Source organism: Rhizobium sp. F40D2 (assembly GCF_051810745.2).
Classification (GTDB): domain Bacteria; phylum Pseudomonadota; class Alphaproteobacteria; order Rhizobiales; family Rhizobiaceae; genus Rhizobium.
This window is the reverse complement of record NZ_CM131436.1, coordinates 3211490-3228418: the sequence shown is the minus strand read 5'-3', so window position 1 is coordinate 3228418 and position 16929 is coordinate 3211490. Positions and strand designations below refer to the sequence as shown.

At 61.6% G+C, this 16929-nt stretch carries 18 protein-coding genes, 1 tRNA gene and 1 pseudogene; 7 read left to right on the top strand and 13 right to left on the bottom strand.

Annotation, left to right across the window (positions count from 1 at the left end; translation table 11 throughout):
* Position 1: 1 nt before the first annotated feature.
* Positions 2–577, bottom strand: coding sequence for a transglutaminase-like cysteine peptidase (locus ACS4RS_RS15445; RefSeq protein ID WP_439010273.1), 576 nt, complete (start codon positions 575–577; stop codon positions 2–4).
* Positions 578–767: 190 nt separating this feature from the next.
* On the opposite strand from ACS4RS_RS15445, the gene ACS4RS_RS15440 reads away from it, so the two are divergent.
* Positions 768–1865: a hypothetical protein gene (locus tag ACS4RS_RS15440; protein ID WP_439010274.1), complete on the top strand. Its 1098-nt coding sequence runs from the start codon at positions 768–770 to the stop codon at positions 1863–1865.
* Between the two features lie 147 nt (positions 1866–2012).
* Here the strand turns inward: ACS4RS_RS15440 and ACS4RS_RS15435 are convergent, their stop codons facing one another.
* The 3 genes from ACS4RS_RS15435 to ACS4RS_RS15425 are packed head-to-tail and all read right to left on the bottom strand — an operon-like array spanning position 2013 to position 4121.
* Entirely contained in the window at positions 2013–2411 is a 399-nt protein-coding gene (locus tag ACS4RS_RS15435; RefSeq protein WP_003593569.1) for a Fur family transcriptional regulator, read from the bottom strand.
* Positions 2408–3223 (bottom strand): iron chelate uptake ABC transporter family permease subunit, encoded by an 816-nt coding sequence (locus ACS4RS_RS15430; RefSeq protein WP_439010275.1) that lies wholly within the window; start codon positions 3221–3223, stop codon positions 2408–2410. Before ACS4RS_RS15430 ends, ACS4RS_RS15435 begins: the two co-directional genes overlap by 4 nt.
* Positions 3216–4121, bottom strand: a complete 906-nt coding sequence (locus ACS4RS_RS15425; protein WP_439010276.1) for an ATP-binding cassette domain-containing protein — start codon at positions 4119–4121, stop codon at positions 3216–3218. The genes ACS4RS_RS15430 and ACS4RS_RS15425 overlap by 8 nt, the downstream gene beginning before the upstream one ends.
* Before the next feature lie 101 nt (positions 4122–4222).
* Here ACS4RS_RS15425 and ACS4RS_RS15420 point away from each other — a divergent pair, with 101 nt between their 5' ends.
* From ACS4RS_RS15420 to ACS4RS_RS15410, 3 genes are all read left to right on the top strand, one after another.
* Positions 4223–5257 (top strand): metal ABC transporter solute-binding protein, Zn/Mn family, encoded by a 1035-nt coding sequence (locus tag ACS4RS_RS15420; RefSeq protein ID WP_439010277.1) that lies wholly within the window; start codon positions 4223–4225, stop codon positions 5255–5257.
* Positions 5258–5367: 110 nt separating this feature from the next.
* Positions 5368–6573, top strand: a complete 1206-nt coding sequence (locus ACS4RS_RS15415) for a GTP-binding protein (RefSeq protein ID WP_439010278.1) — start codon at positions 5368–5370, stop codon at positions 6571–6573.
* Positions 6570–6749, top strand: coding sequence for a hypothetical protein (locus tag ACS4RS_RS15410; RefSeq protein ID WP_439010279.1), 180 nt, complete (start codon positions 6570–6572; stop codon positions 6747–6749). The genes ACS4RS_RS15415 and ACS4RS_RS15410 overlap by 4 nt, the downstream gene beginning before the upstream one ends.
* Positions 6750–7037: 288 nt before the next feature.
* Here the strand turns inward: ACS4RS_RS15410 and ACS4RS_RS15405 are convergent, their stop codons facing one another.
* Positions 7038–7364: an RcnB family protein gene (locus tag ACS4RS_RS15405; RefSeq protein WP_439010280.1), complete on the bottom strand. Its 327-nt coding sequence runs from the start codon at positions 7362–7364 to the stop codon at positions 7038–7040.
* 314 nt (positions 7365–7678) lie between these two features.
* On the opposite strand from ACS4RS_RS15405, the gene ACS4RS_RS15400 reads away from it, so the two are divergent.
* Positions 7679–8062 (top strand): VOC family protein, encoded by a 384-nt coding sequence (locus ACS4RS_RS15400; protein ID WP_439010281.1) that lies wholly within the window; start codon positions 7679–7681, stop codon positions 8060–8062.
* A gap of 166 nt (positions 8063–8228) precedes the next feature.
* Complete coding sequence (locus ACS4RS_RS15395) at positions 8229–9560, top strand: CNNM domain-containing protein (RefSeq protein WP_439010282.1); 1332 nt, start codon at positions 8229–8231, stop codon at positions 9558–9560.
* Between the two features lie 58 nt (positions 9561–9618).
* On the opposite strand, the gene chrA is transcribed toward ACS4RS_RS15395, so the two are convergent.
* Positions 9619–11040 carry a chromate efflux transporter gene (gene chrA, locus ACS4RS_RS15390; protein WP_439010283.1) on the bottom strand — a complete coding sequence of 474 codons (1422 nt, stop codon included), beginning with the start codon at positions 11038–11040 and terminating at the stop codon, positions 9619–9621.
* Position 11041: 1 nt separating this feature from the next.
* Entirely contained in the window at positions 11042–11857 is an 816-nt protein-coding gene (locus tag ACS4RS_RS15385; RefSeq protein WP_439010284.1) for a chromate resistance protein ChrB domain-containing protein, read from the bottom strand.
* A gap of 258 nt (positions 11858–12115) precedes the next feature.
* On the opposite strand from ACS4RS_RS15385, the pseudogene ACS4RS_RS15380 reads away from it, so the two are divergent.
* A pseudogene (locus ACS4RS_RS15380) lies at positions 12116–12431 on the top strand (hypothetical protein).
* 221 nt (positions 12432–12652) lie between these two features.
* Here the strand turns inward: ACS4RS_RS15380 and ACS4RS_RS15375 are convergent.
* The 6 genes from ACS4RS_RS15375 to ACS4RS_RS15350 all read right to left on the bottom strand — a co-directional run bounded on the left by ACS4RS_RS15375 (position 12653) and on the right by ACS4RS_RS15350 (position 16689).
* Entirely contained in the window at positions 12653–12955 is a 303-nt protein-coding gene (locus tag ACS4RS_RS15375; protein ID WP_439010285.1) for a hypothetical protein, read from the bottom strand.
* Between the two features lie 58 nt (positions 12956–13013).
* A complete protein-coding gene (locus ACS4RS_RS15370) occupies positions 13014–13310 on the bottom strand; it encodes a hypothetical protein (RefSeq protein ID WP_439010286.1) in 297 nt (98 codons plus the stop codon).
* Between the two features lie 154 nt (positions 13311–13464).
* A tRNA-Lys gene (locus tag ACS4RS_RS15365) sits at positions 13465–13540 on the bottom strand.
* Between the two features lie 218 nt (positions 13541–13758).
* The gene (locus ACS4RS_RS15360; RefSeq protein WP_003593544.1) at positions 13759–14670 is read right to left on the bottom strand and encodes a PhzF family phenazine biosynthesis protein; all 912 of its coding nucleotides are present in this window, start codon (positions 14668–14670) and stop codon (positions 13759–13761) included.
* Between the two features lie 130 nt (positions 14671–14800).
* A complete protein-coding gene (locus ACS4RS_RS15355; RefSeq protein ID WP_439010287.1) occupies positions 14801–15571 on the bottom strand; it encodes an NUDIX hydrolase in 771 nt (256 codons plus the stop codon).
* 8 nt (positions 15572–15579) lie between these two features.
* Positions 15580–16689, bottom strand: a complete 1110-nt coding sequence (locus ACS4RS_RS15350) for an endonuclease/exonuclease/phosphatase family protein (protein WP_449313715.1) — start codon at positions 16687–16689, stop codon at positions 15580–15582.
* Positions 16690–16929 lie beyond the last annotated feature (240 nt).

The following is a 16929-nucleotide window of genomic DNA, read 5'->3' as shown; positions in this document are numbered from 1 at the left end:
CTCAGGAGAATTCACCGGCGCGGGGACCGGCAAGCGTCACGCGCCAGCCCGTGCGCGATTGGAAATCTTGGGTGGCCAGAAACGTATAGCCCGTCATGCGCCAGGGCCTCACGGCACTGGTCAGATTGTCGAGCACAAAATCGCCGCCATCCGTCCGGGCAATGAGAACGACATGGTTTTGATCATGCGGCCCAATGACCACCGAAAGCGCCAGCCGGTTCGATGGAAAACCAGCCTCGATCAGGTCCTTCATCTTCTGGAGAGCATAGTCCTCACAGTCGCCGCGGCCGGCAACCGGCAGAGACCAAACATCACTGTTTCCGGAAGACGGACGATCTTCTGCGGGAATGATGCGTAGATTTACGGCACGATTGATCCTTTGAAGAAGCGCTATTCCTGCCCCGTCGTTTCGCTGTTGCGCCGCCATCCTGCCGCACAGCCACTTGTACTTGGCGCAGGCCGCGCCGAATCCCACAGGCGCGCCGATGCTTCTTGTCACCGGCAGCGACGATCCGGCAACAGCCTGAAAAGCAAGAAAAAAGAATGAAATAGCAGCAAGAGAAAAGAGACGCGCCATAGCCGATTCCCCCATTTGACCCGAGACAATAACAGAGTCGGGATAAAAATTTATTAAAATTTTATACTTGCGAATTTAACCCTATTATATCAGCGATACAGATTAACCATTATTTATTCTTCGCGTTAATTCGTTGTTAGTATAAGAACTCTCCCCATTAACATTCGGTTAACCTTGGGAGACGCATGAAATGATCAGCAGAGCATCGAAATTCGGCCTTGCCATTGCTTCCCTTCTGGCAAGCAGCAGCTTGGCAACGGCAGCCCCGGCGGTCGTTAATTGCAACAGTGCAGTTCGCGGCACACTCGAATACAGGCTGTGCATGCCGACCAGAGCAATTCAGGCAGATGGCAACTTCAGCCCGAACGATAACGATCGTGGCAGCCAAGGCATCGGCGGCGGCAAGAAGTCGTCCAGCACCGGTTCGGCCACAGGAACCGTTGGCAATGGCGACCAGGTCGCGGACGGCGGCGGATCGGACACCGGCGATGGCAATGACAACGATGATCATGGCGACGGCAAGGACCACGATCATCATGGCGGCAAGGGCGGAAAAGATCACGATCATGGCAAGGACGGTCATGGGAAAGATCACCACGGCGACAAGGACCGCGATCATCACGGCGGCAAGGGCGGAAAAGATCACGATCATGGCAAGGGTGGTCATGGGAAAGATCACCACGGCGACAAGGACCGCGATCATCACGGCGGCAAGGGTGGAAAAGATCACGGGCACGACAAGGATGGCCCGAGCCATGACGGACGCGACGGTCCTGGCAAGGACGGCAAGGACGGCCATGGCAAGGGCGACAACGGCGGCTCCGGTAAGAGCGACAATGGTGGCTCTGGCAAGAGCGACAATGGCGGCTCCGGTAAGAGCGACAATGGCGGCTCCGGCAAGGGCGACAATGGCGGCTCCGGCAAGAGCGACAATGGCGGCTCCGGCAAGAGCGACAATGGCGGCTCCGGTAAGAGCGACAATGGTGGCTCTGGCAAGAGCGACAATGGCGGCTCCGACAAGAGCGACAATGGCGGCTCCGGCAAGAGCGACAATGGCGGCTCCGGCAAGAGCGACAATGGCGGCTCCGGCAAGAGCGACAATGGCGGCTCCGGCAAGAGCGACAATGGCGGCTCCGGCAAAAGCGATAATGGCGGCTCCGGCAAAAGCGATAATGGCGGCTCCGGCAAGGGCGACAATGGCGGCTCCGGTAAGGGCGACAATGGCGGCTCCGGTAAGGGCGACAATGGCGGCTCCGGTAAGGGCGGCTCCGAATCCAAGCCGGACTAGGCTTACCCGCGCAGAAATGCAAAAGGTGAGGCCGCTCTCGCGGCCTCACCTTTTTGAGTCATCGCTTTGTGTATCGATCGGCAGCAAATACGGCGAGGAGAAGTGGGCGCCCCGTCAAAGTCCCGTTGGTGCGATAGGTGTGGCCGCTTACGCCGCACAAGCCTCGCACAAACCGCGAATCTCGATCGTCGTCTTCGCTGGTTTGAACTTCTGCCCCCGCACCCAGGCCATCAACCGGTGGTCGACCTCGTGATCGTGGAACTCCGTCACCTGGCCGCAGCTTTCGCAGATGGCGAAGGCGACGATGCCGTGGCTGTGGCAGTCATCGCCCGGATGGGCGCAGGCGACGAAGGAATTGATGCTTTCGAGCCGGTGCACGACACCGTATTCAAGCAGCTTTTCCAGCGCCCGGTAGACCTGCAGCGGCGCCCGAAAACCGTGGTCACGCAGCTTGTCGAGGATGGTATAGGCGCTGAGCGGCCCTTCGGCCTTTTCGAGCACGTCGAAGACCAGCGACTGGTTCTTGGTGAGTTGCGGTGTCGTCATGAGCCTTGTCCTTGCATGTCTGCGCGATGCCGCCTGAGGGGAAGCAGGCTGAGAATGAAGAGGATCAGCGCCGCGACGACGATCGAGGGACCGGAGGGCGTGTCGTAGGTGAGCGAGCCGAACAGCCCGCCGACGACGGCCACCGCCCCGATGACCGAGGCAAGCACCGCCATGATCTCCGGCGTCGCCGAAAAGCGCCGCGCCGCAGCCGCCGGAATGATCAGCAGCGAGGTGATCAGCATGATGCCGACGATCTTCATGGCAATGGCGATGACAACGGCCATCAAAAGCATGAAGAACAGCCGCGCCCGCTCCGGCTGCAAACCCTCCGCCTCGGCAAGCTCGGCATTGACGGTCGCGGCCAGCAGCGGCCGCCAGAGCCAGGCCATTGCCACGAGCACAAAGAGCCCTCCACCCCAAATCAGCGCGATGTCGATCGAGGACACGGCGAGGATGTCGCCGAACAGGAAGGCGATAAGATCGATCCGCACCCAGCTCATGAAGGCGACCATGACGAGGCCGATTGCCAGTGTGGCATGCGAAAGGATGCCAAGCAGCGCATCGGCCGACAGCGCCTGGCGCTTCTGCAGGAAGAGCAGCAGCACCGATACGAGGGCTGCGACGGCAAAGACGGCCAGGGTCAGATTGAGTTCGAAGAGCAGCGACAGGGCGACGCCGAGCAGCGCCGAATGGGCGATCGTATCGCCGAAATAAGCCATGCGCCGCCAGATGATGAAGCAGCCGAGCGGTCCCGTCGTCAGCGCCAGCCCGACGCCGGCAAAGATCGCGCGAACGAAGAAATCGTCAAGCATGGCGCTCCCCTTCAGCATGGGCGTGACCGTGATCGTGAGGGCCATGACCGTGGCTATGCCCGGCATGGTCATGGCTATGCCCATGGTCATGCGCGTGATGCCCGTCATCGGGGTGGCAATGGTCGGTCACCGAACCGTCGGCATGTTGCACGCGCCCATCCGGCAGATGCGTATGGTCGTGATGATGGCTGTAGACGGCAAGCGTCTGCGCCGCGCGGCTGCCGAACAGACGCACATATTCCGGACTGCGGCTGACGGCTTCGGGCGTGCCGCGGCAGCAGACATGGCCGTTGAGGCAGATGACCGTGTCGGTCTCGGCCATGACGACGTGGAGATCGTGCGAGATCAGCAGGATGCCGCAGCCGCTGGCGTTGCGGATCGATTTGATCAGATCGTAGAGCGCGATCTCGCCGGAGAAATCCACACCCTGTACTGGCTCGTCGAGCACGAGCAGGTCGGGTTTGCGGGCAATGGCGCGCGCCATCAGCGCCCGCTGGAATTCGCCCCCGGAGAGATGCTGCACCTCGGCATCGAGCATATGGTCGATGCCGGCGGCTTCGAGTGCCGCGCGCATGTCACGTTCCGGCAGGGGTCCGGTCAGCGTCATCAGCCGGCGCACCGAAAGCGGCAGCGTCCAGTCGATCGCAAGCTTCTGCGGGACATAGCCGACCTTCAGGCCGGCCAGACGCTCCACCCTGCCCTCATTCGGCTTCAGCACACCGATCGCCGCCTTGGCGCTGGTCGACTTGCCGGAGCCGTTCGGCCCGATCAGCGTGACGATCTCGCCGCGCGAGACGGAAAATTCGACGCCGCGCACAAGCCAGCGGCCGTTGCGCAGAACGCCGACATTCTCAAGCGAAACCAGCGGTTCGCCCTTCGTATTTGCGGGAGAGAGCATCAAATTTTCCGACAGCGCTGTTGCATCCTGCTATTGCACACGTTATAGCATAACGCAATTGATGTAATAACATAACATCTGCAATTCAAGCGGAGCATTCGATGAAACGCACCCTGGGCACAGCCCTGAAGATCCTGGCCTTCAAAATTCCGCTCGCCCTCGCCCTCCCGGCGCTGGTGGTCCCCGCCTTGCTCTTTGCCGTCACCGTGCGGGCGGCCGACGCGCCCGTGGTCGTCACCTCGATCAAGCCGATCCATTCGCTGGTTGCGGCGATCATGCAGGGTGTGGCCGAACCGGAGCTGATTGTCGATGGCGCCGCCTCCCCGCATACTTACAGCCTCAAGCCGTCGAATGCGCGCGCGCTGCAGGAAGCCAAGGTGATCTTCTGGACCGGCCCCGGCCTCGAGGCTTTTCTGGAAAAACCGCTGCAGGCGCTGGGCTCGAAGGCCAGCATCGCCGAGCTCGATCATGCCCCGGGCCTCGTCAAGCTGCCCTTCCGCGAAGGCGGCGCCTTCGAGCCGCATGAGGATGGCGATGAGCACCATGGCGCTTCCGCCGAGGGTGAGGATCACGATCATGCCGCCGGCACCGGCCATGATGATGATCACGACCATGGCGCCTTCGACACGCATCTCTGGCTCGACCCGATGAATGCCAAAGCCATGGCCGCCGTGATCACCACGACGCTGGTCGCCGCCGATCCCGCCAATGCGCTGACCTACCAGGCCAATGCCAAGGCGCTGGACGACAAGCTGACGGCGCTGGACAAGGAAATCGCCGCCACGGTCGCTCCCGTCAAGGACAAGCCCTTTATCGTCTTCCACGACGCCTACCAGTATTTCGAGCATCGCTACGGCATCCGCGTCGCCGGCTCGATCACCGTCAGCCCGGAAACCATTCCCGGTGCCGAGCGCGTTTCGGAAATCCACCGCAAGGTCGGCGAACTCGGCGCCACCTGCGTCTTTGCCGAACCGCAATTCGAGCCGCGCCTCGTCAATGTCGTCATCGAGGGCACGAACGCCAGATCCGGCGTGCTCGACCCCGAAGCGGCGACGCTGAAGGCCGGCCCCGATCTCTACTTCACCCTCATGCGCGGCATCGCCGAGAGCATGAAGGATTGCCTCTCCAGCGCATGATAGACATGCGGCGCTCCGGGGAGAGCTGAGGCGGAATGAGGCGGATGACCCCGTTCCGCCTTTTTTCGGCTCCAATAATGTAATGATATAACATTAATATGTGAGGTTTCATGGACAACAGACTTCCGGTCACGGTGCTCTCCGGCTTTCTCGGCGCCGGCAAGACGACGCTGCTGAACCACGTGCTTGCCAATCGCGAAGGCATGCGCGTCGCCGTCGTCGTCAACGACATGAGCGAAGTGAATATCGACGCCGCCCTGGTGCGCGATGGCGGCGCCAATCTTTCTCGCACCGAGGAGCAACTGGTCGAGATGACGAATGGCTGCATCTGCTGCACCCTGCGCGACGACCTCTTGAAGGAGGTGCGCGATCTGGCGACCCAAGGCCGCTTCGATTACCTGCTGATCGAATCCACGGGCATCGCCGAGCCCCTGCCCGTCGCCACCACCTTCGAATTCCGCGATGAGAGCGGAGAAAGCCTTTCCGACGTCGCAAGGCTGGATACGATGGTGACCGTCGTCGATGCCGCCAATCTGCTCACCGATTATGCCTCGGCCGATTTCCTCGCCGACCGCGGCGAAACGGCAGGCGACGGCGATACCAGAACCATCGTCGACCTGCTGGTCGAGCAGATCGAATTCGCCGATGTCGTGGTGCTGAACAAGATCGGCACGGCAAGCGAGACGGAACGCGACGCCGCTCGGAAAATCATCACCGGCCTCAACCCGGATGCGAAGCTGATCGAGGCGGATTTCGGCAAGGTGGGGCTGAAGGAGGTGCTCGGCACCGGACGCTTCGATATATCAAGGGCCGAGACCCACCCGCTCTGGTACAAGGAGCTGCACGGCTTCAAGGACCACGTGCCGGAGACCGAAGAATACGGCATCCGCTCCTTCGTCTACCGCGAAAGACGGCCCTTCCATCCGGCAAAATTGCAGGCCTTTCTCGACCTGACATGGCCGGGCGTGGTGCGCGCCAAAGGCTTCTTCTGGCTGGCGACGCGGCCGCACCATGTCGGCGAGATCAGCCAGGCGGGCGCCCTCGTGCGTACCGGCAAGGTGGGCCTCTGGTGGGCGGCGGTGCCGCGCGGACAATGGCCCGACGAACCGGGCTTCCTGCGCGCCATCAGCCCCTACCTCGATCCCGTCTGGGGCGACCGCCGCCAGGAAATCGTCTTCATCGGCGCCGACCCGATGGACGAGGCCTGGATCAGGAAAGAACTCGACGCCTGCCTCATCCAGACCGAGGTCTTCACGCCCGATCGCTGGCGAAACCTGCCCGACCTCTTCGCCAGTTGGAGCCGCCAGGCGGCATGAAGGCAACCGTGATCAAAGCCTATCGCTGCGTCTGCACGGAGTGTGATCCGCTGCCGCCGATCGAGGGGCTTCATCCGTTGACACATGAGGGGGATGTGAAGGTTGATGCCGAGAGACCAAAGGGGTTGCTTGGTATTATTGCCGAGCGGGTGATAGCTGCACGGCGGCGGAATTAGGCGCGGACCACACCCCATCCGCCCTCATCCCTGTGCTCGTCACAGGGATCCAGCGCGCCCAAGTCCTTGGGCGCCGAAGACTCTTCTGCGAACTCGCATGGGATCATTCACCGCACAGACGCGCGGTGGCTGGATTCCTGTGACGAGCACAGGAATGAGGTGAGTGGGAGAGCGAAAATGCCTATCGAGACGAGGTCTCGGTGCCGACGGAGTCCTCATGCGGCACGGGGTCTCGATATCCTAAGAATCGAGAAAGGGCGGCCGAAGCCACCCTCCCCTTGTCACCAATCAACGACCGGCGATGATGCTGGAGATCACACCGCTGGTGACGCCGATCAGCAGGTAGTCGTTGTCGGCCCGCACCCAGCGATAGCCGCGCGGCGGAGGCGCGAGCCGGTAGCGGCGGTAGTCGTTGACGTCGTGAAACCGGCGGCGCTCGCTGGCATTGACGCGGTATCCCTTCTTCCAGTGCGGCCGGACGACTTTCTTCTCGACGATCACCCTCTTCTGCACGACGACAGGCGGACGGCGGTAATCATCCGCGCTGGCCTGGGAGACGACCATCGGGGAGAGAAGGAAGGAGGCGGAAAGGAGAGCAGCAAAAATCTTTTTCATGTGGGGGTTCCTCATGTTGGGCACGGGAGAAAACTAGGCCCGAAAAGATGAACCGAAACTGAAACTTATATTAAACTTTCGTAATGGAATTCGAGGCATAAGGCGCGAACTTTATATTTTAGATTAAACTTATGCACCTTGACGAACTGGAGTTTTGCCTGGAACGCGCCCGGCGGGTGTCCCGAAGTTCTGATTCGATTTTCCGAAGGATTGGGCGCAGGTTCGATCCATGGAGCGCCCTTCGCGCGTTCGATCCGGCGGCTAGCGCCGTCGGACCGTCGTCCGGAATCGCTCGATAGATGATGGAGGAAACCATGCCCGGCATCAGCATGCGCTACATCGTCGACGACGTCGACGCCGCCCTGGAATTCTACACGAAACATCTTGACTTCGCGGTCGCTCTTCACCCCGCGCCGACTTTTGCCATCCTGACGAAAGATGGTTTTCGGCTGCTCGTCAGCGGCATGACGGGACCGGGCGGCGGAGCCCAGGGAATGCCGGACGGACGCAAGCCGGAGCCCGGCGGATGGAATCGCATCCAGATCGAAGTCGCGGACCTGGAAGCGGAAGTCGCCACGCTGCGCCAGGCGGGCGCGCGTTTTCGTGGCGAGATCGTGCAGGGCATAGGCGGCAAGCAGATCCTGCTCGAAGACCCGGCCGGAAACCCGATCGAACTCTTCGAAGCGCCGAAGAGATGATTGCCGTGGCAGCGATCATGTTCTGCGTATCGGGCCAATCGCCCGCAAGACCCTGACGACAATAGTTTGCATCGACATCGCTCGCAGCAAGAATGGCTGCCGCGCCTTGCTACCTCTGTCCGAGCGTGTAGTTTCGGATTGGGATCAATTCAGAGGTAGGGAAAACATGTCCGAATCCGCGGGCGGCGTCTTCGACTATGTCGGGATACTCGCCGTGCTTCTTCTGGTGGCCGCCAACGGCTTCTTCGTCGCTGCGGAATTCGCGCTGGTTTCAGTCAGGCGCAGCCGTGTCACCGAACTTGCCGCGGCAGGCCGCATGAATGCCTCCGCCCTCCAGCGCGCCGTCGACAATCTCGACGCCAATCTTGCCGCCACCCAGCTTGGTATCACCATCTCGTCGCTGGCGCTTGGCTGGGTCGGCGAGCCGGCGCTTGCCCACCTGATCGAGCCTCTCCTGTCCTGGCTGCCCGGGCAATGGGCGGCAACAGGCGCGCATACCGTCGCCATCGTCATTGCCTTCGTCATCATTACGGCACTGCACATCGTGCTGGGCGAGCTGGCGCCGAAAAGCTTGGCGCTTCAGCGCAGTGAGGCCACTTCACTTGCCGTCGTACGTCCGCTGGGGCTCTTCCTGGTGCTGTTCAAGCCGGCGATCGTTGTTCTGAACGGCATGGGCAACCTCGTGCTGCGGGGCGTCGGCCTTCGCGCCGGAACCGGGGAATCGTCGTTCCATTCGCCGCAGGAACTCAAGCTGCTGGTCGCCGAAAGCCAGGAAGCCGGTCTTCTCAACCAGGTGCAGCAGCAGCTCGTCGAACGGGTCTTCAACATCGGCGACAGACCGATCTCGGACATCATGACCCCGCGTCTCGATATCGAATGGTTCGATGCCGACGACAGCGAGGCCGAGATCCTGAAGACCATCCGTGAATGCAGCCCCGAACAATTGCTGGTCGCCCGCGGCTCGATCGACGAACCGATCGGCATGGTGTTGAAGAAAGATCTTCTCGATCAGGTTCTCGACGGCGGCAAGGTCCGACCGATGGAGGTGATCAAGCAGCCGCTGGTGCTGCACGAGGGCACCTCGGTCGTGCGCGTGCTCGACAGTTTCAAGGCCTCGCCTGTGCGGCTCGCCATCGTCATCGATGAATATGGCAGCCTTGAGGGTATCGTCACCCAGACCGACCTGCTGGAAGCCATCGCCGGCGACCTGCCGGGATCCAACGAAGAGCCTGACATTATCGTGCGGGAAGACGGATCGCTTTTGATCGATGCGATGATGCCCGCCTTCGACGCCTTCGAGCGGCTCGGCCTGCGCGATCGTCCGGATGCCGATTTCCATACACTTGCAGGCTTCGCGCTGCACCAGCTCCAGCACATCCCCGAAGCCGGCGAAACCTTCGTTTTTGATAGCTGGCGCTTCGAAGTCCTCGATATGGACGGTATGCGCATCGACAAGATGCTGGCAACGCGCATCCCCGCGGACGGGGCGGAAGGCTAATGCATGTCGCCCGGAAGTGTGCAGCGGTTCCGGGACGACATGCATAACATAAAGAGCTCTAACCTACCGCCAGCGTCCAGAGCATTCCCGATATCGCACAGGCAAGCAACGTCGTGATGACCGAGGTCTTGAACCGGAAGATCGCGATGGCGGCGGCGGCAGACAGCGCCATTGCCGCCGGCACGGCCGATTGCAGCACAGGGATATCGAGCCGCAAGCCGCCAAGGCTGACGGTCGCGACTTCAGCAAACAGCGTGTGCAGGCCAAACCAGAGGGCGAGGTTGAGAATGACCCCGACCACCGCAGCCGTGATGGCCGACATCGCGCCAGCGAGCGCCACATTGCCGCGCAGTTTTTCGATGAAGGGCGCACCGAGAAAGATCCAGAGGAAACAGGGTACGAACGTCACCCAAGTCGTCAGGATTGCTGCAAGCGTGGCAGCCAGCATCGGATCGAGCGATCCGGGATTGCGATAGGCGCCCATGAAGCCGACGAACTGAAGGACCATGATCAGCGGCCCCGGCGTCGTCTCGGCCATCCCCAGACCATCGAGCATCTCGCCGGGTTTCAGCCAGCCGAAACGCTGCACTGCCTCCTGCGCGACATAGGCGAGCGCGGCATAGGCGCCGCCAAAGGTGACGACCGCCATCTTGCTGAAGAGCAGACCGATCTCGGTGAAAACGTCGTGTGCGCCCAAAGCCGCATAGAGGGCGGCGATGGGCATGAGCCAGAGTGCGAGCAGTACTGCCGACATACGCAGCGACCAGCCGAGATTGGGGCGTGCATGCTCCGGTATGCCCTCACCGAGCGCCGACTCCGCATCCGACAGCACTGGGCCGCTTCCGGCCCTGTGGCCGCCGCCCGGATTGAAGGCGGCAAGCCCGAAGCGGCCGCCGAGAAAGCCCGCGATGGCGGCGGCAAGCACGATCAGCGGGAACGGCACATGCAGGAAAAAGATGGCGACGAAGGCCACGGCCGCAATCGCCAGCATGACGTTATTTCTGAGAGCGCGGCTGCCGATACGGATGACGGCCTGCACGACGACGGCAAGCACCGCTGCCTTCAGCCCGAAAAACAGGCCGGCGACGATACCGACGCTGCCATAAGCCGCGTAGATATAGCTGAGACAGAGGATAGACAGGAATCCCGGCAGCACGAACAGTAAGCCGGCGACCATACCACCCAGCGTGCGGTGCATCAGCCAGCCGATATAGACGGCGAGCTGTTGCGCCTCGGGGCCGGGAAGCAGCATGCAATAATTCAGCGCATGCAGGAACCGGTGCTCGCCGATCCATCGTTTCTCGTCGACGATGATCCGGTGCATGACGGCGATCTGGCCGGCCGGGCCGCCGAAACTCAAGGCTGCGACCCGCAGCCATACCTTGAAGCCCTCACCGAAGGAGACGCCGTGGTGATGCTCCTCGTCCGCATCTTTCTCCATCGTTTTGCCCGCGCGGCCGTTGTCCGTCATCTCGGCCATCTCATGCCCTCTTCTTCGGCGCAGGCCAGTTGTGGGTTTCCTCGGTCGCGTCCCGGCACCAGCGGAAGAAGGCATCGTAAAGAAGCATTCCAGCTTCGAGCTGCTCCAGATCGTCTGAAAACATCCTGGAGAGACCGAGCGATGCTGCTAGCAGCCCCGCCGCCTCGGGCGCGAGATCTAGCCTTGCGGTATCCGCCGCCCTGATAATCCGCGCCAGACGAAGAAGCGGTTCGGACGCCAGACCGAACTCCTCGACCATCACGTCGAAGGTGCAGAGTTCGCCGCGATGGCTCCAGAACACGTCTTCGATATCGAAGGGCACCGCCCCGAAGCGTTCGCCAACTGGTATAACCTCGGGCGCCGGCACGAACAGGAAGACGGCGTTCGGATCGACGAAGCGCCGGATCAGCCAGGGACAGGCGATGCGGTCGATCTTCGGCCGCGCCCGTGTCACCCAGACGGTGCGCCCCTCCGCGTCGCGGCGCGGAAGCTTTTCCGATGGCACTGCCGCTCCGCCGGCAATCCAGGCTTCGAAGCCGCCTTCGAGGCTCTCGGCGTCGATCCCGGCATGGCGCAGGTAAGCGGCCACACCGTGGCTGAGCTTGCTGCCCCTTTCACATATCACCACGACAGTGCCGGCATTCATGCTGTCCGCCCAGGACGCTACCTCGGCATGATCGCGCCGGATCGAGCCCGGAACGAGGCGCGGATCGAGCGCGAAGTCCTCCTCGGTGCGAACGTCGACGATGCAAGGCGCGGCGGGGGTTCCAATAAGACGGCTGAGTTTGTCGGGAGAAATTTCGAGAAATGACGGCATGACGCGTCCTCCGTTGATCGGTGTTACTGGACGCGATTCTTCAGCATGACGCCTCGTGGGATGATCGCAACCCCATGGCAAAACCATGCGCAAACAGACCCCGCCGTGTCAAGCGGGCGCTTGCATAGAACAGCGGAGCGCAGCCGATTCGGGTCAACCGCCGCCCGGAATCCCTTGATATCAACTGCTTCGCGGTCCCGGTACGGAACAAAATCCTCACTTCGGCATTATTGTTTCACCGAAAGAGGAGAAAGTACCATGACGTACGACCCCAATAATGCCAACGACCCGAACCGCCCCCTGAACCCAAATCTGGATCTGCGCACCACGCCGAGCGCGCGCAGCAATAATACGTGGGTTGTCTGGGTCGCTGCATTGGCCGTGATCGCTGTCGCTGCATTCGCCTATTCGCAGTGGAGCACCCCCGGGCACATCCCCGGATACGACAGCCTCCACCACCCAATCCGAGCCGGCACCGGCGGCGCCCAAGCCGATCGCTCCGACCGACAACAGCGCAACGCCCGCACCGGCACCTGCACCGGCCACTCCGCCGGCTGCCCCTGCCCAGCAGTAACCGCTGCTCGGCTAAAGGAAGCCGGCCCAGTGCCGGCTTCCTTTTCTGTCGTGCGCTCTTGAATACCGGCAGAGAAAGCTTATTTTAGAGATATTGAATTTGTCTCTGACGGCTGACCACGGATGTACTGGCAGCCGTTATCGAGACAGATCGAGGAAGGGTCGGTGCGAGTTTCGCCCGGCCTTTTTTCTTGGCTCTCCGACAGCTCTCGCAGCGGGATTTTATTTGGGGATCCTGTTGTAGAAGGACTGGGGGTCGTACACGCACTGGTAATCGAGAAGGCAAATCTTGCCGTTGGCATCCCTGACCCTTGCCGTGTCGTACTTGTCGCCGAGATTGCACCTGGCCGGAGGATAGCGAAAGCTGCGGCCGCCGAAGCCCATGCGCACGAAAACCGCTTTGTCTTTGCGGATGATCTGCGCAAGCTCTTCGCAAGTATGATCCCTGGCATTGACCTCCACCGCCTCGATGGCAAAGGCTGCGGACGGAAACAGCAGCACAATCGCCAGAACAATGCTTTTCATGAAAACTCCTGATTGTGGGAGAACGTTTTTGGCCAAACGGGCCCAAGATCATCCCGCCCTACGGAAAATTATAGGGGGATGCCGGGTCAAAGACACAGGCATAGTCGAGAATACACTGCTTCCCGCCAGCATCGCGGAAACTCGTGCTGGTGCGCTTGTCGCCCATGCTGCATTGCGCCGGCGGATAGCGGAAGCTTCGGCCGCCGAAGCCGACACGGACGAAAACCTTCTTATTCTGGCGGATGATCTGCGCAATCTCACTGCAGCTATACTCGCTCGCCTTGATCTCCTTCGCCCCCGCAGCGAAGGCCGGCAACGGCAGAGACAAGGCAACGACTAGAACGACGCTTCTCATGGAACCCTCCCGCTTACCTAAGAGCAAATAGGGCGCGAGGATCGACGCTGCCAGACATGCTGACGACACCAACCATGCCGCCCGGCCCCGAACAAATTCCGGCAGGCCGGAAGATCCGGCCTGAATTCAAATAATTCAATCTTATCAAGAGATTTGGTGGGTGATGTAGGGCTCGAACCTACGACCCGCTGATTAAGAGTCAGCTGCTCTACCAACTGAGCTAATCACCCGTTCGCGCTTGGCTGCGCGGTGTGACGGGGCGTATAAACAGGATCGGCAGGCTTGTCCAGCGCATCGGCGAAATTTCTTTGGTTAATCGCGAAGATTTTTCCCGACGGCTGAAAAGCTGGGCATAACCCGGCAAACCGGAATCGATTTTCGGAAGGGATTATGCGCAGATTCAAAGCGATAGAGCACCGCACGCCGGACGCGCGGCACTCTCATAAAATCAAAGATCGAGCGTGCCGCTCGCCAGCCGCACCGCCTGGCCGCCGATCCGCGCGTTGGAGATCGTCCCGCCATCGACATCGATATGCAGATGGATGAAGGATGGCCGCCCCATCTCGACGCCTTGCTCGATCATGATCGGGTGATGCCCGTCCGTCAGCCGGTCGAAATGGTGGATCGCGCCGGAGAGTGCCGCCGCCGCCGAACCGGTGGCCGGGTCTTCGACGATCCCCATGCCGCTTGCGAACATGCGCGCATGGAACTTTGCGACGTGATTGACGCCGCCGCGGCAATAGACATAGGCCGAGGCAAGCGCCCCCTCGACGAAGGGCACGATCTTTTCCCAGAGCTGCGGATCGAATTCCACCCGCTGCGCGGCGCCGACATCGTGCACCGGAATGAGCAGGAAAGGAACGCCGGCGCTCCAGACCGAGGGCACGTGATTTTCAAAGCCGATCTCGGTGACCTTCAGCGACAGCGCATCGGCCATGCCGAGCTTGTCCAGCGGCATGACGGCCGGCTGTGATTTCCGTGGCAGGTCGAATTCGGCAAAGCTCGCCTCGCCCTCTCTCAGCCGCACCGCGCAGCGCACCGGCCCGACGTTTTCCTCAAGCACCGTCACCAGATCGAGCGTCGCCGCGCCATGCGCCCGTTCGGCCAGCGCCACCGCCGTGCCGACTGTGGGATGGCCGGCAAACGGCAGCTCACGCCCCGGCGTGAAGATCCTGAGCTTCGCCGCATAGGCGGGATTGCTCGAAGGCTGCACGAACACCGTCTCGGAGAGATTGATCTCCCGGGTGATCGCCTGCATCGCCTCGTCGCTGAGATCGTCTCCGTCGAAGATCACCGCCAGCGGGTTGCCCGCCAGCTTTCGATCGGTGAACACGTCATAGACGCTGTAGCTTCGCGCCACATCGGCCTCCTTGAATCGGTCATCGCGCCGCCAACCTGCCCGACCAAACGGCCGAGTGCAAGGCGCTAAGTCAGATGGATGCAAGGAGCCAAGCCGGAGCGTGTCCGTCGAGGCGCTGGCCTCGAGCCTCTTATGCGCCCGCCTTGCCGAAATACCAGCTAATCACCGGCAGCATGGAGATGTTATAAGGATAGGCCTTGGGATCGGCCGAGCGGATCGCCACCGCACCGGCAATCTCCTTGTCCTCGGCGACCAGCATGTGGGCCTCGATCCGCTTCACCATCTCCTCCGCCGTCATGTCGAAGCGGAAGAGCCGCATAAGCGTGACCGTGCGTCTGGAATGGCTGGCATAGAGCTCCTGCCCTGCCACGGAATCGGAAAGGTCGAGACCCGTCTCCTCATGGACCTCGCGGCGCATATTGGCCTCGATGTCGCAGCGGCCGTCGACGATATCCTCCTGTTCCAGCGAACCGGCGGCGAAATAGACCTGCCCGGGATTGGCGGTGTGGGCGCCCATGCGGATCGCCACCAGCGCGCCGTCTGAGCTTTCCAGCACCGGATAAGCAAAGATATGCAGACCGCCCTGGCGCTGCGGCTGCCGGCGCCACCACATGAAGGCCGAAAATGGAGTGACGTAGCCCTCGCCCGCAATCCCGTCCTCACCGAACGACAGCCGCTGCTGGAACACCAGGCGCCCGTCGAAGAGCGCCGGGTTGGCGGCGGTTTCCTTGGCCCAGTTCTCGCGGATCGCCGCTTCCTGGGCGACGAGAAAGGGATGGCTGCCGGGCAGGACGCGCAGATCGACGCCGGCGATCGGGAAGACGGTGGCCTCCGGCGGCCAGCCGGCGAAATCATCGGAAAAATCGCTGTTTGCAAATTTCATGTTCAAATTGGTTTTCATGTTCGCTTTCAGGGGAGATCCAGTGTCATGACGACGGGGCAGTGATCGGACGCCTTCGGCCGGTCCCAGCCTGTGCGCGGATAACGCTCCACCTCCTGCCCCGGCGGGAAGATGGTGCGATAGGGCTGGCCGCTGCGGATGATGTCAGGCAGGCGGCCGGTATTGTGGGCGGCAAGATCAGGCGAAAGCCAGAGATAGTCGAGCTGGCAGAGCCACTGCTCCTGCGGCCCGCGGGCGTGATAAAGCGTCCAGCGGTCGAGGGCCGCACGGCGGCGCACGACGTTTTCAGCAAAGCCGTCATGGCTGAAAACGTCGAGCGCGCTCTCGGCCTCGTCCTGATGCTCGAAACGATAGCCGGCCCCGCGGCGGCCGATGACATCGACGCGCTCCTGGTAATCGTTCATGTCGCCGCAGATGGCAAAACTTTTCTTGCCTGTATGGCCGGCGCCGAAGCGGTCCTCGATGATGCGGCGCACGGCGCGCGCCTCGGCGCGTCGGATCGGCATCGTCGATTGCCGCCCGTCCAGCCCGTCGCGCGCATTGCCCATCGATTTGAAATGCACGACATAGAGCGACAACGGCCGGCCGCCGATCAGGAGATCGAGTTCCAGGCAGTCGCGTTTGAAGATCTTGTCATCGACGCGCTTGGTGAGCGCCAGCTCCTCATCGAAGAGATCGAGATCGCGATAGGTCGTCATCGCATGGCTTCTTACGTCCCTGACCTCGATCGCCTGGCCGTCGCGCGTTTTCTCGCGCATCAGCACGGCGACATCGATGCCGCGGCTGTCATTGCCCTCGACCAGATATTTCTGCCGATAGCCGTTTCCAACCATGCGGAAGAGATAGCCGTATTCGAAGGCCTGTAGAGCGGCCATGTTGTCGATTTCCTGCAGGCAGAGGATATCGGCATCCGCATCGGCGATCGCCAGCGCCGTCATCTGCCTGGTGTCGTCGGTGGCGGCGATCACGCGGGCTTGCTCCAGCTGCTGATAGACGCCCTCGCTGTTCACCTCGAAAAGCTTGATGACGCGATCCTGGCGCAACTGGTTGCGAAAGCCGGTGAAATCGAAACGGGTCAGGAGATTTTCGACGTTGAAAGTGGCGAGGCGAAGCGACATGGCAAAGGTCCGGTTGCGGGCAGTACCTTATCCGGCAATCGCACGAGGAAAAGATGGCAGGGCCAAGAAATATGCGGACAAATGCCCTCCGCCCCTAGATACGGCTGGGCGGGCTTGAGGTGGCGCCGTCGTGAGGTTGGCTGTGCCCGCCATCAGGACTGCTGGACGAACTCCTATTGTTTGAACCGCGGTATAAGTCACTTGGGCTAAATGTTTGGGCCCGTTCGCCCCGCTCAAGGA

Bases quoted from the DNA above. Each gene is read 5' to 3' on its own strand.
- ACS4RS_RS15375 (WP_439010285.1), bottom strand. From the start codon at position 12,955: ATGAAAAGCATTGTTCTGGCGATTGTGCTGCTGTTTCCGTCCGCAGCC.
- ACS4RS_RS15370 (WP_439010286.1), bottom strand. From the start codon at position 13,310: ATGAGAAGCGTCGTTCTAGTCGTTGCCTTGTCTCTGCCGTTGCCGGCC.
- ACS4RS_RS15440 (WP_439010274.1), top strand. From the start codon at position 768: ATGATCAGCAGAGCATCGAAATTCGGCCTTGCCATTGCTTCCCTTCTG.
- ACS4RS_RS15355 (WP_439010287.1), bottom strand. From the start codon at position 15,571: ATGAAAACCAATTTGAACATGAAATTTGCAAACAGCGATTTTTCCGAT.
- ACS4RS_RS15445 (WP_439010273.1), bottom strand. From the start codon at position 577: ATGGCGCGTCTCTTTTCTCTTGCTGCTATTTCATTCTTTTTTCTTGCT.
- ACS4RS_RS15435 (WP_003593569.1), bottom strand. From the start codon at position 2,411: ATGACGACACCGCAACTCACCAAGAACCAGTCGCTGGTCTTCGACGTG.
- ACS4RS_RS15385 (WP_439010284.1), bottom strand. From the start codon at position 11,857: ATGCCGTCATTTCTCGAAATTTCTCCCGACAAACTCAGCCGTCTTATT.
- ACS4RS_RS15415 (WP_439010278.1), top strand. From the start codon at position 5,368: ATGGACAACAGACTTCCGGTCACGGTGCTCTCCGGCTTTCTCGGCGCC.
- chrA (WP_439010283.1), bottom strand. From the start codon at position 11,040: ATGGCCGAGATGACGGACAACGGCCGCGCGGGCAAAACGATGGAGAAA.
- ACS4RS_RS15400 (WP_439010281.1), top strand. From the start codon at position 7,679: ATGCCCGGCATCAGCATGCGCTACATCGTCGACGACGTCGACGCCGCC.
- ACS4RS_RS15430 (WP_439010275.1), bottom strand. From the start codon at position 3,223: ATGCTTGACGATTTCTTCGTTCGCGCGATCTTTGCCGGCGTCGGGCTG.
- ACS4RS_RS15395 (WP_439010282.1), top strand. From the start codon at position 8,229: ATGTCCGAATCCGCGGGCGGCGTCTTCGACTATGTCGGGATACTCGCC.
- ACS4RS_RS15420 (WP_439010277.1), top strand. From the start codon at position 4,223: ATGAAACGCACCCTGGGCACAGCCCTGAAGATCCTGGCCTTCAAAATT.
- ACS4RS_RS15425 (WP_439010276.1), bottom strand. From the start codon at position 4,121: ATGCTCTCTCCCGCAAATACGAAGGGCGAACCGCTGGTTTCGCTTGAG.
- ACS4RS_RS15405 (WP_439010280.1), bottom strand. From the start codon at position 7,364: ATGAAAAAGATTTTTGCTGCTCTCCTTTCCGCCTCCTTCCTTCTCTCC.
- ACS4RS_RS15410 (WP_439010279.1), top strand. From the start codon at position 6,570: ATGAAGGCAACCGTGATCAAAGCCTATCGCTGCGTCTGCACGGAGTGT.
- ACS4RS_RS15350 (WP_449313715.1), bottom strand. From the start codon at position 16,689: ATGTCGCTTCGCCTCGCCACTTTCAACGTCGAAAATCTCCTGACCCGT.